A 15309-nucleotide genomic window follows, 5' to 3' on the forward strand; every position below is an offset into this window, starting at 1 on the left:
TGAATGAGACGGCGCTATTTGCCGTCTTTGCGCCAGGCGTCGGCGGTGAGAGCCTCACCGAAGTGGCCGGCGATCAGGCGTCGGGTCAGGTCATGCAGCGGTGAGGCCAGCACATCGGCGGTGCTGCCGCGCTCAACCACTTCCCCGTTATGCATCACCAGCACCTGATCGCTGATGTGCTTCATCATTCCCAGGTGCTGGGTGACATAGATGTAAGAGATGCCCTGTTTCTCCTGCAGCTCCAGCATCAGGTTGATGAGCTGGGAACGCATCGACATATCCAGCGAGGCCAGCGCCTCATCGCAGACGATGACCTTCGGGCGCAGGATCAGCGCCCGGGCGAGGCCAAGACGCTGCTTCTGACCCGGGGCCAGCATATGGGGATAGTAGCTGACGTGGTCCGGCAGCAGGCCGACCATGCGCAGGGTGTCGATGATCTGTTTCTGCCGCGCTTCGGCGTCGAGGTCGGTATTCAGCCGCAGCGGAAAATCGAGGATCTGCGAGATGCGCTGGCGCGGGTTTAGCGACGTCGACGGATCCTGAAAGATCATGCGAATCTTCTGGCTGCGGTAGGAGTAATCCCCGAAGGTCAGCGGATGGTCATCGATCAGCACCTCGCCGCTGGTGGGCTCCACCATGCCGGCCAGCATCTTCGCGAGGGTGGATTTTCCGGAGCCATTCTCGCCGATAATCGCCAGCGTCTGCCGTTCGCGCAGGGTAAAACTCAGCGGCTTAACCGCCTCCACCGTCTGGCGGTGAAACCAGCCGGTGCGATAGCGAAAGGTCTTACTGAGTTGGCGCACTTCCAGCAATGTTTCGACCATTTCACTCTTTCTCCATGTTCAGCGGGAAATGACAGGCGTACAGGTGATTGCGCGCCCCGGTAAGACGCGGGGTTTCAATACACTCGCGCTGGGCGTACGGGCAGCGCGGCCCCAGCCGACAGCCGATGGGCAGCTGCTCCAGCAGCGGTATCGCCCCCGGCAGGGTGTTGAGACGGCTTTTATGCGGCATGGCGCTGCCAAAATCCGGGATCGCGCGGATTAACGCCTGGGTGTAGGGGTGATGCGGCAGGGTGATCAGCTCTTCGCTGGGCCCGCTCTCCACCGTCTGCCCGCAGTACATGACGTTGATTTTATCCGCCCATTTGCTGAGCATCTGCAGATCGTGGCTGATCAGCAAAATGGTGGTGTTGTTGTTCTGGTTGAGCCGCGTCAGCAGGCGGATAATCTGCGCCTGCGTCGTGGGCTCCATAGCGTTAGTCGGTTCATCGGCGATCAGCAGGCGCGGCTGGTTGGCCAGGGCGATGGCAATCATCACCTTCTGGCATTCGCCTTCGGTCAGCTGATAGGGGAAGCTGCGCATGGCGTCTTTGTGATCTTTAATCCCGACGCGGTGCAACAGCTCGATGGCCCGACGTTTACGCCAGCCCAGCCGCTGCCACCAGCGGCCCTTGTAGGTCCAGCCAGGGATACTCTGGATCAGCTGCTGGCCGATGCGCTCAGAGGGGTCGAGGCACGACTGGGGCTCCTGGAATATCATCGACACGTTGTGGCCGATCAGTTTCCGGCGCTCGCGGTTCGACAGCCGCAGCAGATCGATGTCGTCGAAACGCATGCGGTCGGCCGTGACCCGCCAGTTGTCTTTTGTCACGCCGCAGATAGCTTTGGCGATCAGGCTCTTCCCGGAGCCGGATTCCCCCACCAGGCCACGGATTTCGCCTTCGGTCAGGGTCAGGCTGACGCGGTCGACGGCTTTTACCCAGCCTTCGTTGGTTTTAAATTCGATGGTTAAGTGACGAATATCGAGTAACGGCATTATTCTACCCCGGCAATGATCGCCCGGCGAATACCGTCGCCCAGCAGGTTGACCAGCAGTACGCTGAGCATAATCGCGGCCCCGGGCAGCATCACGGTCCACGGCGCAACATAGATAAGCTCCAGCGCATCGCCCAGCATCGCTCCCCATTCCGGCGAAGGCAACTGAGCGCCGAGGTCAAGAAAGCCCAGCGCGGCGATATCCAGAATAGCCATCGACAGGGCGCGGGTGATCTCGGTCACCAGGCCGGAGGCGATATTGGGCAGGATGGCGAACAGCAGAATATTCAGCGTCGACGCGCCGTCGAGGCGGGCGGCGATGATGTACTCTTTCTCCAGCTCATCGTGGACCATGCTGTAGACGGAGCGCACCATGCGCGGCAGCAGCGCCAGCCAGACGGCAAACATCGCATGGCTGAGGTGTGGCCCGGCAAAGGCGACGACGATGATCGCCAGCAGCAGCGAGGGGATGGAGAGCAGGGTATCGAGGATATGGTTCATCACCGCCGAGCGCAGGCCGTGGGTCGATCCGGCAATGACGCCCAGCACCAGGCCAAACAGCGTGGCGCCGAGGGTGACGACAAAAGCGCCGCCGACGGTCGGCGCCGCGCCGCTCAGCAGTCGGCTGAGCACATCGCGCCCCAGGTCATCGGTTCCGAGGAAGAAAGAGACTTCCCCATAGCGCGACCACGATGGCGGCAGCAGCTGGTAGCCGAGGAACTGCTGGTCGATGCCGTAGGGGGCGAACCAGCCGCCGAAGACGCAAAGCAGCAGCAGCCCCGCGCAGCCGTACAGGCCGATCATCGCCGTGGTGTCGCCATAGAATTTACGCCATACGGTGCGCAGCGCGCCGGGCGGACGCTTTTCCAGATAAACGCTATCGTAGGGCATACCATTCCTTATGTTTCAGTGGGTTAGCCATGGCACCGAGAATATCGGAAATCACGTTGACAATAATCACCAGCGCGCCAATCACCATCACTCCCGCGGAGATCGCCGCGTAGTCCTGCTGACGAATGGCGTTGATAAGCCACCGGCCCAGCCCTGGCCAGCTGAACACCATCTCCGTGATCATCGCCAGGGTGAGCATGGTGGAAAACTGCAGGCCGAGGCGCGGGATTACCGGCGGCAGGGCGTTGTGCAGCACGTGGCGCAGTAAAATTTTGCGTCGCGAGACGCCGCGGGTGGCGGCCGCCTTGACGTAGTTGGTGTCATAGACCTCGCTGGTGCTAATGCGCATCAGGCGGATCGCTTCGGTAGTGGGGGCTACCGCCAGGGTCAGCACCGGCAGCACCATATGCCGGGCGGCGCTGACGATCATCTCATGGCGCCACGGCGAGTCCGAAAGCCAGGCGTCAATCAGCGCGAAACCGGTGACGTTTTTCACCTCATACAGCAGGTCGAAGCGGCCGGAGACCGGAAGCCAGCCGAGGGTCAGGGAGAAGAAGAGGGTCAGGAGCAGCGCCAGCCAGAAGACCGGGATCGAGAAACCGACCAGCGCGACGGCGCTGATCAGGGTATCGGGCCATTTGTTGCGCATCACGCCGGCGATCATCCCCACCGGAATGCCAATCAGCAGGGCAAAGCCGAAGGCGAGGATGCACAGCTCCATGGTCGCCGGGAACACCTCGCGCAGCTGCTCGGAAATCAGCTGGCCGTTAATGCTGGAGACGCCAAAATCCCAGTGCAGCACCCCTTCAAACCAGAACAGCCACGCATTCCACAGGGTCGCGCCCTGCAGCGGGGCATGGGGAGTGAAGTAGCTCAGGCTGAAGCCGACAAAGGTCAGAAAAAAGAGGGTGACCAGCAACAGCAGCAGACGGCGCAGGGTAAAAATAATCATGGTTTTTTCACCTCTTCGGTTTTCTCCCGCGATACGCCAGCGAACGAAGCGTTACCGAAGGGGCTAAGCACCAGGCCTTTCATATCATAGCGATAGGCCTGCAACCGCAGCGATGAGGCCAGCGGCAGGACCGGCAGTTCACGAGCGAGGATGCGCTGGGCCTCTTTGTAAGCGTCCATCCGCGAGGAGAGCTGCTGCGAGAGCAGCGCTTTTTGCAGCACGTCATCAAATTCCCGGTTACACCAGTGGGCAAAGTTGGTTTGCGAGGCGATCGCCGCGCAGCTCAGCAGCGGCCGGAAGAAGCTGTCCGGATCGTTACTGTCCGTCGCCCAGCCGGAGAGCGTCAGGTCATGGTTCATGTCCATCAGCCGCGCCTCCTGGAAGCGCCCCTCCACCGGCATGATGATCACCTTGACGCCAATCTGCGCCATATCCGCCTGGATGAGCTCTGCTGTTTTCAACGGGCTGGGGTTCCACGCCTGCGAGCTGGTGGGAACCCACAGTTTGAGGGTCAGATTTTCCAGCCCCAGGGCCTTCAGGCGGGTGCGGGCCTCCTGGGGATTATATTCGGTAATCTTAGCGTCGTTATCGTAGGCCCACGAGGCGCGCGGCAGCATCGACGCCGCCGTCTCCGCGGTGCCATAGTAGATAGACTGCATCAGGCGCTGGTTGTTAATGGCCAGCGCCAGCGCGTGGCGCACCTCCGGGTTGTCCAGCGGCGGCTTGGCGGTGTTGAAGGCCAGCCAGGCAATGTTCATCCCCGGACGCAGCGTCAGGCGCAGGCGCGGGTCGTCACGCAGGATCGTCAACTGGCTGGCGGCCGGCCAGGCCAGCACGTCGCATTCGCCGGTCAGCAGTTTCGACAGGCGGCCGGTTCCACCGGAGCCGAGGTCAACCACCACCTGCGGCATCAACGGCTTGCCGCGCCAGTAGCCGGGGTGGCGCTGCAGGCGAACATACTGCCCGGAGCGGTACTCAGACAGCTGGAACGGGCCGGTGCCCACCGGCTGGCGATCGAGCTGTTCCTGACGATCGTCCTGCGTTAAGCGGGCGGCATATTCGGCGGAGGTAATCGACGCATAGTGGGTGGCCAGATGCCAGAGGAATGATGCATCCGGCCGCTTGAGGCGAAACTCCACGGTCTGATTATCGAGCTTGCGGACGCTCTCCACGCTGTCAGCAAACTGCAGGCTGTCGAAGTAGGGGAAGCTGCTGCCGTTGACGTTGTGCCAGGGGTGATCGCGGTTAAAAATGCGGCCAAAGGTGAAAATCACGTCATCGGCGTTGAAATCCCGCGTCGGGGAGAACCATGCCGTGCGTTGAAACGGGACGTGGCGGCGCAGGTGAAAGCGGTAGGTGGCGCCGTTATCGAGGACTTCCCAGCTCTCCGCCAGCTCGGGGACCAGCCGATAGGTATAAGGGTCGACGTCAAGCAGGCGATCGTAGATCTGCGCGGCCAGCGTATCGACGATCAGTCCGCTGCTCACTTTCTGCGGATTAAAGGTATTAACCTGGCCGCTGACGCAATAGACGAAACCGCTGTCGCGAATATCGGCGCGGTCGGGGAGCGCAGGGGCGGCAAAAGCCTGCCCACACAGCAGGGAAACCGCTGCCAGGAGAGATGACAATTTCAGGCGCATATTTTCTGTTTGATTATAGAGTTGAACTCTATCTTATTAAGATTCATAGACATTCACCACCGCCTTCAACAAGCCTGAGGGATAATGCGGTTACCGGGTGCGTATAGTATTCAGTCAATTGATTAAAATAGTCGCGGAACCGAGTCTGTATAATGAAACATGGTAACTTTTTATCGCCGATATCGCCAGTCAGCTCTGTTTGGCCGCGGTTGACCGGACGGTGGAAGCGACGCTAACGCCGGGGATAAATTCAGTATAGCGGGGAGAAAGCAGAGGGTCTGACGGGCGGGTAACCCTACCCGTCGGATGTCATACAGGGGGGGACGTTTTTGTTTATCGTGACAACGTCACTTTTTGATAATCCATATCCCGCAAGTCCTCCAGCAGCCCGGGGCCGACCGGCTGCCACTGCAATCGCTCGCGAGTCCATGCCGAGCTGGCGCGCAGGTCAAGGGCGGTAAAGGGGGCAAACCAGCCGAACCAGGCGTCAGCCTGCTCCTCATCCAGCTGGGTCAGCGGCAGATTTAAGCCCCGGGCGATGACTGCGGCAATCTCCCGTAATGCGATCCCCTCTTCAGCCACCGCATGGTAGCGCTCGCCCGCAGCGCCCTGCAGCAGTGCGCTGACGTACAGGCGCGCGACGTCATCGACATGGGCGGCGGACCAGCGGTGGTTCCCCTCGCCGCGCAAGGCCACCGCGCCGCTGGCGACCGCGCGTTCGATATAGCTGGTCAGCAGCCCCTGGCGCACGGTGTCATGCACCTGCGGCAGGCGAACGACCCGGACGTCCACTCCCGCCTCCAGCAGCTGCTGGCCGGCAAGTTCTGAGGCGGTCCGCGGGCTGGGGTGCGCGGCGTTAAAGCACGACTCGCGGGCCGGGGCGCCGCTCCCGTCGTCGCCCATCAGCGTGCCGGAGGTGATGACCAGCGGCCGCGCGCTGCCCCGCAGCGCCTGGCCGATGGTGAGGATCGCCTGGCGGTCTTTCTCGCAGTTGGCGGCAAAGCGGCTGAAGTCGTGGTCGAAAGCGGTATGGATCACCGCGTCGGCGCTCTCGACGCCCGCCAGCAGCGAATCGGGGGCGTCCAGCGTGCCGCGGCGCACCTCGATCCCTGCCGCTTCCAGGGCCTGCGCCGTGGCGTCGCTGCGCGCGAGGCCGATAACCTGATGGCCCGACGCCTGCAGCGCCGGAAGAATACGCGAGCCGATAAATCCGCTCGCGCCGGTAAGAAATATACGCATTATGAACCTCCTGAACGGGTTATCAGGCGTATCCTACCCGCGATGTCATACTATAAAAGTAGAGACATTATCGGGGTATAAATTCTAACAGGCAGACTTACAGGCAGATGATGAACACTTCTGACAATCATGCTTTAGGTGATTTTCTCCGCGCCAGGCGCCAGCGTCTCGACCCGGCAACGTTTGGCTTCCCGGCGGGACGCCGGCGCACGCCGGGCCTGCGCCGTGAAGAGGTCGCCCAGCTCGCCAGCATCAGCCCGACCTGGTATACCTGGCTTGAACAGGGGCGCGGCGGGGCGCCTTCCCGCGAGGTGCTGGAGCGGATCGCCCGCGGTCTTCGGCTGACCACCCCGGAGCGCGAACATCTGTTTATACTCGCCTTCGGCCATCCGCCGCAGACCCGTTTGACGATCACGGATGATATGACGCCGCGGCTACAGCGGGTGCTTGATGCCTTCGCCATTCCGGCGATTATCCGTACCGCCAGCTGGGACGTGATCGCCTGGAACGCGGCGGCGGCCAGGGTGCTGACCGACTACGGCCAGCTGCCGCTGGCGGAGCGCAACGTGCTGCGGCGCCTGTTTACCCGGCCTGAGGCCCGCTGCACCCTGGAGGACTGGCAGACGGTGGGGCAGCTTATCGTTAATGCCTTTCGCGCCGACGTCACGCGGATGGGCGCCACGAGGGAAACTGACCAGCTGATCGCGGAGCTCAGCCAGCAGAGCGTCGAGTTCGCCCGTTTCTGGCAAAGCCACGACGTCGCCGGCCACGGCGAGGGCTATAAGCGCATTCACCACCCGCAGATGGGCCCGCTCGATCTGGAGTTCACCTCTTTTGCCGTGGAGGGCCGCCCCGATCTGTCGCTACTGGTTTTCAACCCGGCGACGACGGAGAGCCAGCGCAAAATTCACGGTTTGCTTCAGGCGTCGGGATCCTCATCGGGGGAGTACTGAGGGGTAAATTCGTACAGGGCCAGGGCGTTGCTCTCCAGCGAGTCGACCCGCAGCCAGTGGCCGTCAAGTCGGGCTTCCTCCACGCTGAGCGCCGGACGGGCCTGATGCATCAGCCACTGATAATCTTCGGCGTCGGGGCCGCTGCGGCTGCGAAAGGCGTCCACCAGCGGGAACAGCGCGCCGTGGTGCTGATCGAAGAGGTGCTGTTTGATGCGCCAGCGGCCCTTGAGCCCCTGCAGCCGCACACTGTACGGCTGGCTGAAGCGTTGAATAAAAGCCGCTTCGCTGGAGAGCCAGGGGTTGTAGACCACCGTATTGCGCAGCAGCAGCTGGTAGTGCCCCTGGTGATGGAACAGCAGCAGGTTTTTGTCGTGAAACAGGATCTCGCCGCGCAGCCGTCGCCAGAGCCACAGCACCCAGTAAACCGGGCGTGGCAGCCCGTGCAGATAGTGCAGCGCCAGGCTGGAGGTATCCAGCTTGCCGTTGGCGCGGGCTTCGCCCTGGAGGCCGGAGTTTAACCAGAAGCCCGCCAGCCAGACCTGGTCCGCGACCCCCAGCAGATTATCCATCAACAGCGCGCCGCGAAAAAAGCGCCCGTTGGTGTCCCGCGTATCGCCGGTCAGCGTATTCCACGAGAGCAGCCATAGCGGCAGGTTAAGCTGCCGTTGACGCAGGGCGCTGTGGATCTGTCGCAGCTTATGCGCCGGATAGTGCTCGCTGGAGGCCAGACTGCTGCTGTCCGCCTGAGCCAGATCCAGCCGTTCGTTGGCATCCGCCTGGCAGGCGAGAAAATCGGCTTCCGCCAGCAGCGGCGAGTGGAACAGCGGATCGTCCCCGGGCGCGCTGGCGGCAAAGCGGTGCCAGATCCCCAGCTGCGGCTGCGGCAGCAGACGGTGAAGAACCTCGCGCTGCTGCCGCCAGGCCGCCTGGCGGGCCGCTTCGCTGGCCTGCGGCGACCAGTGCCAGACAAAGCGCCAGCTGCTGAGCGTCGTCGGTGGAAAATGGTTGGCGGCGAGTTGCAGGAAGCGCTGCAGCAGATCGCTGCGGGTGGTGACCCCGGTATGCAGGATCACCTGCCAGCCCATCGCCGCCAGCCAGCTGAAGATCTGCTGCAGGTTGTACCAGCAGGCGTAGCCAGCCATCTGCGGATCGTCCCAGCCGGTGCCGAACAGGCGGCTGCTGAGAAAGGCATCGTTGATATCAATGGCATACACCGGCAGGGCGCGGTGCAACTGCTCCAGTTCGCGGCGCACGTCCTCCCGCAGCAGATCGTCCAGCTCGCGCACGGTCACCACCATCCGGGTATGGCGCAGCACCGCGGCGCGCGCCGGTCGCTGGTGCAGGTTGATCTCCCGGGTTTGCGGCGGATTGATCAACAGCGGCTGACTCTCCCGGTCGCGTTGTTCCGGCTCATTAAGGCGGGCGTAGAGCCGGTCCACGGCCACCGGCTGCCAGCGATCGCCCTGCGGCGGGCGCGGTCGGCCCGGCTCCCGGGGGGACCGCTCGCGATACTGGCGCGGCGTCACCCGATGGTGGCGCTTAAACAGGTCGCTCATCATCCGCGTGCTGGCGAACCCCTGCTCGCGGGCAATTTGCTGAACGGGTTTGCGGGTGGTTAACAGCTGATCGGCGGCGTGGCGCAGGCGCAGCGCGGTGAGGTACTGAACAAAACTGACGCCAACCTCCTTGTGAAACAGGCGTGACAGCCAGGCCTCGGAGACAAACTCGGCGGCCGCCACCTCCTGTAAAGAGAGACGGCGCTGATAGTTGGCGTCGATCCGCGCCACTACGCTGGCTATCCTCCGGCTCCATTTTTCAGCATCGCGCCGTGGCGTGAAGGCAATGGGCTGGCTGAAGCGCGTGGCCAGCAGCAGCGCTATCTCACTCAGCCAACGGTTGGCCTCCAGCCGGTAATGGCCGGGATGATTGACCAGGCCGCTCACCAGCAGCTGGCGCATCAGGCGGCGCAGGCCGTCATCGGCATCGCGGGTGCGCGGCGATATCTGGTAGTCGACGGCAAAAAAGGCGTTGTCGAGGCGGGCCAGCCAGCTGGCGGAGAGGGTGAGGATCATCACCGCGTTGCCCCCGGCGCTGCGCAGGCTCCAGCGACGGTTGCGGTTAACGATCGCCAGCCCGTCGACGGCAAGCTGCTGCGGCGCACCTTCCGCCTCCGCCAGATTTACGCTCCCCTCCAGCACCCACAGCAGCGTCAGCAGATCGCTCTCCGGCTGGCTTAGCTGACGCACATCGCGCACGGTGACGCTAAAGTCGCCTGAATGCTGCTCCACATGGTTCTCCTCTGTAGACAAAAAGCAACCGGTTGTTTTTTGTCATAACCGATATGTATGAAAAACACTCATTCATTTCTCGTCAATATAAAACAAAAAAGCGCGCCTGAAAGCTGTTTCACCCGCATAAACTCGAAAGTGTCGTGCAAACACAACACAGGAATAACAAAAATGACACATCCGTTGCTTGAAGCCTTGCAGGTCAACGAGGCGCAATTTATTGCCTTACGTCGCCAGTTCCACCAGCAGCCGGAGATCGGCTTTGAAGAGCATCAGACCAGCAGCGAGGTCGCCCGACTGCTTGGCGAATGGGGATACGAGGTTCATCGCGGCCTGGCGGGCACCGGGGTGGTGGGTACGCTGCGCGTCGGCCACGGGGAAAAACGCCTCGGTCTGCGGGCGGATATGGATGCCCTGCCGATGCAGGAGCGGAGCGGGAAGCCGTGGGCAAGCCAGGTTGACGGGCGCTTTCACGGCTGCGGCCATGACGGGCACACCACCACGCTGCTCTACGCGGCTGAATATCTGGCGCGCACCCGCCAGTTTAACGGGACGCTGCAGCTGATTTTCCAGCCCGCGGAAGAGTTGCTGTACGGCGGGCGGGTGATGGTCGAGGACGGTCTGTTTGACCAGTTCCCCTGCGACGCCATCTTCGGCCTGCACAATATGCCGGGTCAGCCGCTGGGTAAAATCGGTCTGCGCGACGGGGCGATGATGGCCTCCTCCGATACGCTGCATATTGAAGTGAAGGGCGTTGGCGGCCACGGCGCGGTACCGGAGCATACGGTGGATGCCACGCTGGTGGCCTGCCATATTACCCTCGCGCTGCAGTCCATCGTCTCGCGCAATATCACCCCGTTTGAGCCAGCGGTCGTGACCGTCGGCAGCATCCAGGCCGGACATGCGCCCAATATCATTAACGATCATGTGTTGATGAAGCTCACGGTGCGCACCCTCAATGAGCAGGTACGCGAGACCGTGCTGCAGCGGATCCATGATATTGCCGTGGCTCAGGCGGAGAGCTTTAACGCCACGGCTACGCTGACCCACGTCAACGGCAGCCCGGTATTACGTAACGATCCGGCGGCCAACGCCATGGTGCGGGAGGTGGCCACAGCACTGTTTGGCGCAGAGCAGGTGGGCGAGGTGAAGCCGTTTATGGGCAGTGAAGATTTCGCCTTCATGCTGGAGCAGCACCCCCACGGCAGTTATTTCACTATCGGCGCTGGCGACGAGCCGGATCGCTGCATGGTGCATAACCCGGGCTATGACTTCAACGACGCGCTGTTGCTTAGCGGCGCGGCGCTGTGGTGCGGCCTGACGGAACACTATCTGCGTTAATCACCGGAAACGGGAGGGCCATGCAATGAGCACTGTCACCGTAAGCGACACCCCCTATGTCGGCAGCGATCGTCTGCTGGTGGGGATTGTGCTGAGCGTTTTAACCTTCTGGCTGTTTGCCCAGTCGGTGATCAACGTCGTGCCGGCGATGAAAAGCAGTCTTGATATTTCTCTTGAGACCTTAACCCTGGCCGTCAGCCTCAGCGCGCTGTTCAGCGGCTGTTTCGTGGTGGCCAGCGGCGGCCTGGCGGACAAGTTTGGCCGCATGCGAATGACCACCCTCGGGCTGGGGCTGAGCATCGCCGGCAGCGCCATGCTGGTACTGGCCCAGGGGCCGGGGCTGTTCCTCGCCGGCCGGGTGCTGCAGGGGCTGTCAGCGGCGTGCATTATGCCGGCGACGCTGGCGCTGATTAAGACCTGGTACCAGGGGCGCGCGCGTCAGCGGGCGGTCAGCTTCTGGGTCATCGGCTCGTGGGGCGGCAGCGGCCTGTGCTCCTTCGTCGGCGGAGCTATCGCCACCGGCCTGGGCTGGCGCTGGATCTTTGTCTTTTCCATCGCCGTTGCCCTGGCGGCGCTGGCGTTACTGCGCGGCACGCCGGAGAGCCGCAGCGCCAGCGCCAGCCAGCAGAAGCTGGACGTTGGCGGCCTGCTGAGCCTTATCGCCGGGCTGGTGCTGGTGAATCTGTTTATCAGCAAAGGCCACGGCTGGGGCTGGAGCAGTCCGCTGTCGTTGAGCATGCTGGCGGGGGCGCTGATCGCTGGCGCGGTGTTTATTCGCAGCGGGCTGCGCAAAGGCGAGGCGGCGCTGATCGATTTTGCGCTGTTTCGCAACCGGGCGTACGGCGCGGCGGTGCTGTCTAACTTTCTGCTCAACGGGGCGATTGGCACCATGATGATCGCCAGCATCTGGCTGCAGCAGGGGCACCACCTGACGCCGCTGGAGAGTGGAATGATGACCCTCGGCTATCTGGTCACCGTCCTGGCGATGATCCGGGTCGGCGAGAAGCTGCTGCAGCGCTACGGCGCCCGGCTGCCGATGATGGCCGGCCCGGTGCTGACCGCCATCGCCATCGGCCTGATATCCTGCACCTTTCTCGATAAGGCGCTTTATATCGGCGTGGTGTTCGGCAGCAATGTGCTGTTCGGCCTTGGGCTGGGCTGCTACGCCACGCCGTCAACGGATACGGCGGTGGCCAACGCGCCGGAGAACAAAATTGGCGTCGCCTCGGGTATCTACAAGATGGGCAGCTCGCTGGGCGGGGCGATGGGGATTGCCGTGACGGCGTCACTTTTCGCGCTGTTTTTGCCGCTCGGTATGGCCCATGCCGCCCAATATGCCCTGTGGTTCAACGCCGCCTTATGCCTGGGGGCGATGGCGGTAAGCGCACTGCTGCTGCCGCGCGCCTCTCACAGCTGATGCTTTTTCAGCAGCGCGCGGAGCTGATGATAGGTTAAGCCTAACAGCTCCGCCGCCTGCTTCTGATGATACTTCGCCTGCTGCAGACTCCGCTGCAGCAGGCGTTTTTCCTGCTGTAGCTGAAAATCGCGGAGATCCAGCGGCAGGGCGGGCAGTTCGTCCCCGGACGCGGCCTCCGGCACGGAGGCCGCGGACTGACGGAAAGGGTTGAGGATAATGGCGTCCAGCTCGTGCTCGCTGTCGCCGTGGCGATAGACCGAGCGCTCGACGACGTTCTTCAGTTCACGAATATTTCCCGGCCAGCGGTAGCCGAGCAGCGTGGCGGTGGCTCGTTCGCTGAAGCCGGGAAACAGCGGCAGACCGAGCTCGCGGCACATCTGAATGGCAAACTGGTTGGCTAGCAGCATGATGTCGCTCTGCCGTTCGCGCAGCGGCGGGAGCTGCACCACGTCGAAGGCCAGACGGTCGAGCAGGTCGGCGCGGAAATGGCCTTCCTCCACCATCCGCGGCAGGTCGGCGTTGGTGGCGCACACCAGCCGGACGTTGACCTGCAGCGGCTGGCTGCCGCCCACGCGCTCCAGCTCGCCATATTCAATCACTCTTAACAGCTTCTCCTGCACCAGCATCGGGGCCGTCGCCAGCTCATCGAGAAACAGCGTCCCGCCGTCGGCGCGCTCGAAGCGTCCGGGATGGCGCTTGCTGGCGCCGGTGAAGGCCCCGGCTTCGTGGCCAAACAGCTCCGAATCGAGCAGGTTATCATTCAGCGCCGCGCAGTTCAGCGAGATAAACGGCCCCTGCCAGCGGGCGGAGAGGTAGTGCAGACGGTTGGCGATAAGCTCTTTCCCGGTACCGCGCTCGCCGATGACCAGCACCGGTTTGTCCAGCGGAGCCAGCCGGGAAACTTGTTCCAGCACCTCGAGAAAGCTGTTGGCCTCGCCCAGCAAATTATCCTTGTACTGCGCCATGATGAATTTCGCCATTAAGTAGTGTGATTAACCAGGTGACTGTAGCAATGCCCTGCATAATTCGCAACCACTCTGTTTAAAATCAATAAGATAAAAAGTTGGCACGCCATTTGTATTAGCTAAGCCACAGGTGAATGCCTGCAACCAGAACTATGAGGACTGAAATTATGGGTATTTTTTCTCGTTTTGCCGACATCGTGAACGCCAACATCAACTCCCTGCTGGAGAAAGCCGAGGACCCGCAAAAGCTGGTGCGTCTGATGATCCAGGAGATGGAAGACACGCTGGTTGAGGTACGTTCCACGTCGGCCCGCGCGCTGGCGGAAAAGAAACAGCTGACCCGTCGTATTGAGCAGGCGGTCGCCCAGCAGGCGGAATGGCAGGAAAAGGCCGAGCTGGCCCTGCGCAAAGAGAAAGAGGATCTGGCCCGGGCGGCGCTGATCGAAAAACAGAAGCTGACCGACCTTATTGCTCAGCTGGACCACGAAGTGCAGCTGGTGGATGAAACGCTGGCGCGCATGAAGAAAGAGATTGGCGAGCTGGAGAACAAACTCAGCGAAACCCGCGCCCGTCAGCAGGCGCTGGCGCTGCGTCATCAGGCGGCGAGTTCGTCCCGCGATGTGCGTCGCCAGCTGGACAGCGGTAAACTGGATGAGGCGATGGCGCGCTTTGAATCCTTTGAACGTCGCATCGATCAGATGGAAGCGGAAGCGGAAAGTCACCGCTTTGGCAAGCAGCAGACGCTGGATCAGCAGTTTGCCGAACTGAAAGCGGACGATGAAATCAGCGAGCAGCTGGCGGCGTTGAAAGCCAAAATGAATCAGTCCAACCAGTAAGTAGATTGCGCGGCGCGGCGTTGCGCCGCGGCTCACCCCCTGTAAGGAGTACACATGAGCATGCTTTTTCTCGCCATTCCGTTGACGCTGTTTGTGCTGTTTGTTCTGCCGGTCTGGCTGTGGCTGCACTACAACAATCGCGGCGCCAACGGGACGCTGACGCAAAATGAGCAGCAACGGCTGCTGCAGTTGACCGATGACGCGAAGCGGATGCGCGAGCGCATTCAGGCGCTGGAAGCGATCCTGGATGCCGAACATCCGAACTGGAGAGACAAATAATGGCTGGACTGGATCTGAATAAAAAACTGTGGCGTATCCCGCAGCGCGGGATGGTCAAGGGCGTCTGCGCGGGTATTGCTCAACATCTTGATGTCCCGGTGAAGCTGGTGCGCCTGATTACCGTGCTGGCGATGATTTTTGGCCTCTTTTTCTTCGTCCTGGTGGCCTACATCATTCTGACCTTCGCCCTGGACCCGATGCCGGACAGTGAGCTTTACGGCCACAAAGCGCCGAGCAATGGCGATCTGCTGGCCGCCGTGGATGCCGAACTGGCCTCCGGCGAACAGCGTCTGCGTGAGATGGAACGGTACGTCACCTCCGACACCTTCACGCTGCGCAGCCGCTTTCGTCAGCTGTAAATCCTGTTGTTAACGAGTGAGGCAACGCATGAATAGCAAATGGCAACGCGCCGGGCAGCAGGTTAAGCCCGGCCTGAAAATCGTCGGTAAGCTGGCGCTGCTGACCGCGCTGCGTTATGGCCCGGCGGGCGTTGCCGGCTGGGCGGTCAAATCGGTCGCGCGACGGCCGCTGAAAATGCTGCTGGCGGTGGCGCTGGAGCCGCTGCTCAGCCGGCTGGCCAACCGCGTCACGCGCGGGATGAAATAACGCCGCCGTGGGGAAGGCGCAAAAGGATTAACGTTCTCCTGCTTATCCCCGGCAGATAGCTTATGATGACGAGACACACCTTCAG

The 15309-nt window shown here is 62.1% G+C and carries 15 protein-coding genes; 7 read left to right on the forward strand and 8 right to left on the reverse strand.

Annotation, left to right across the window (positions count from 1 at the left end):
- Positions 1 to 14: 14 nt before the first annotated feature.
- From sapF to L2I46_RS12625, 6 genes are all read right to left on the reverse strand, one after another.
- On the reverse strand, positions 15 to 824 hold the full coding sequence (gene sapF, locus L2I46_RS12600) for a putrescine export ABC transporter ATP-binding protein SapF (RefSeq protein WP_004203898.1): 810 nt from the start codon (positions 822 to 824) through the stop codon (positions 15 to 17).
- Position 825: 1 nt separating this feature from the next.
- Positions 826 to 1818 (reverse strand): putrescine export ABC transporter ATP-binding protein SapD, encoded by a 993-nt coding sequence (gene sapD / locus L2I46_RS12605; protein WP_023289349.1) that lies wholly within the window; start codon positions 1816 to 1818, stop codon positions 826 to 828.
- Positions 1818 to 2708: a putrescine export ABC transporter permease SapC gene (gene sapC, locus L2I46_RS12610; RefSeq protein ID WP_004151901.1), complete on the reverse strand. Its 891-nt coding sequence runs from the start codon at positions 2706 to 2708 to the stop codon at positions 1818 to 1820. The genes sapD and sapC overlap by 1 nt, the downstream gene beginning before the upstream one ends.
- Positions 2695 to 3660 (reverse strand): putrescine export ABC transporter permease SapB, encoded by a 966-nt coding sequence (sapB, locus tag L2I46_RS12615; protein ID WP_236947904.1) that lies wholly within the window; start codon positions 3658 to 3660, stop codon positions 2695 to 2697. The genes sapC and sapB overlap by 14 nt, the downstream gene beginning before the upstream one ends.
- A complete protein-coding gene (sapA, locus tag L2I46_RS12620; RefSeq protein WP_023289350.1) occupies positions 3657 to 5300 on the reverse strand; it encodes an ABC transporter substrate-binding protein SapA in 1644 nt (547 codons plus the stop codon). Before sapA ends, sapB begins: the two co-directional genes overlap by 4 nt.
- Positions 5301 to 5633: 333 nt before the next feature.
- Positions 5634 to 6542, reverse strand: coding sequence for an SDR family oxidoreductase (locus L2I46_RS12625; RefSeq protein WP_236947912.1), 909 nt, complete (start codon positions 6540 to 6542; stop codon positions 5634 to 5636).
- A gap of 107 nt (positions 6543 to 6649) precedes the next feature.
- On the opposite strand from L2I46_RS12625, the gene L2I46_RS12630 reads away from it, so the two are divergent.
- On the forward strand, positions 6650 to 7492 hold the full coding sequence (locus tag L2I46_RS12630) for a helix-turn-helix transcriptional regulator (protein WP_065806153.1): 843 nt from the start codon (positions 6650 to 6652) through the stop codon (positions 7490 to 7492).
- Here L2I46_RS12630 and L2I46_RS12635 read toward each other — a convergent pair.
- Positions 7459 to 9780: a helix-turn-helix domain-containing protein gene (locus tag L2I46_RS12635; protein ID WP_236947905.1), complete on the reverse strand. Its 2322-nt coding sequence runs from the start codon at positions 9778 to 9780 to the stop codon at positions 7459 to 7461. The genes L2I46_RS12630 and L2I46_RS12635 overlap by 34 nt on opposite strands.
- 171 nt (positions 9781 to 9951) lie before the next feature.
- Here L2I46_RS12635 and L2I46_RS12640 point away from each other — a divergent pair, with 171 nt between their 5' ends.
- Together L2I46_RS12640 and L2I46_RS12645 are read left to right on the forward strand one after the other, a co-directional pair.
- Entirely contained in the window at positions 9952 to 11121 is a 1170-nt protein-coding gene (locus tag L2I46_RS12640) for a M20 aminoacylase family protein (protein ID WP_065883016.1), read from the forward strand.
- Positions 11122 to 11146: 25 nt separating this feature from the next.
- A complete protein-coding gene (locus tag L2I46_RS12645) occupies positions 11147 to 12538 on the forward strand; it encodes an MFS transporter (protein WP_050533916.1) in 1392 nt (463 codons plus the stop codon).
- On the opposite strand, the gene pspF is transcribed toward L2I46_RS12645, so the two are convergent.
- Positions 12529 to 13518 (reverse strand): phage shock protein operon transcriptional activator, encoded by a 990-nt coding sequence (gene pspF, locus L2I46_RS12650; protein ID WP_072199080.1) that lies wholly within the window; start codon positions 13516 to 13518, stop codon positions 12529 to 12531. The genes L2I46_RS12645 and pspF overlap by 10 nt on opposite strands.
- A gap of 152 nt (positions 13519 to 13670) precedes the next feature.
- On the opposite strand from pspF, the gene pspA reads away from it, so the two are divergent.
- Genes pspA through pspD form a run of 4 tightly spaced genes read left to right on the forward strand, consistent with a single transcriptional unit; the run spans position 13671 to position 15224 of the window.
- Complete coding sequence (gene pspA / locus L2I46_RS12655; protein ID WP_004203910.1) at positions 13671 to 14339, forward strand: phage shock protein PspA; 669 nt, start codon at positions 13671 to 13673, stop codon at positions 14337 to 14339.
- Positions 14340 to 14393: 54 nt separating this feature from the next.
- The gene (gene pspB, locus L2I46_RS12660) at positions 14394 to 14618 is read left to right on the forward strand and encodes an envelope stress response membrane protein PspB (protein ID WP_023289357.1); all 225 of its coding nucleotides are present in this window, start codon (positions 14394 to 14396) and stop codon (positions 14616 to 14618) included.
- Positions 14618 to 14977, forward strand: coding sequence for an envelope stress response membrane protein PspC (pspC, locus tag L2I46_RS12665; protein ID WP_004203911.1), 360 nt, complete (start codon positions 14618 to 14620; stop codon positions 14975 to 14977). The genes pspB and pspC overlap by 1 nt, the downstream gene beginning before the upstream one ends.
- A 28-nt stretch (positions 14978 to 15005) precedes the next feature.
- The gene (gene pspD / locus L2I46_RS12670) at positions 15006 to 15224 is read left to right on the forward strand and encodes a phage shock protein PspD (RefSeq protein WP_002901915.1); all 219 of its coding nucleotides are present in this window, start codon (positions 15006 to 15008) and stop codon (positions 15222 to 15224) included.
- Positions 15225 to 15309 lie beyond the last annotated feature (85 nt).

This window comes from Klebsiella sp. 2019SCSN059 (genome assembly GCF_021739525.1).
Taxonomy (GTDB): Bacteria; Pseudomonadota; Gammaproteobacteria; order Enterobacterales; family Enterobacteriaceae; genus Klebsiella; species Klebsiella quasipneumoniae.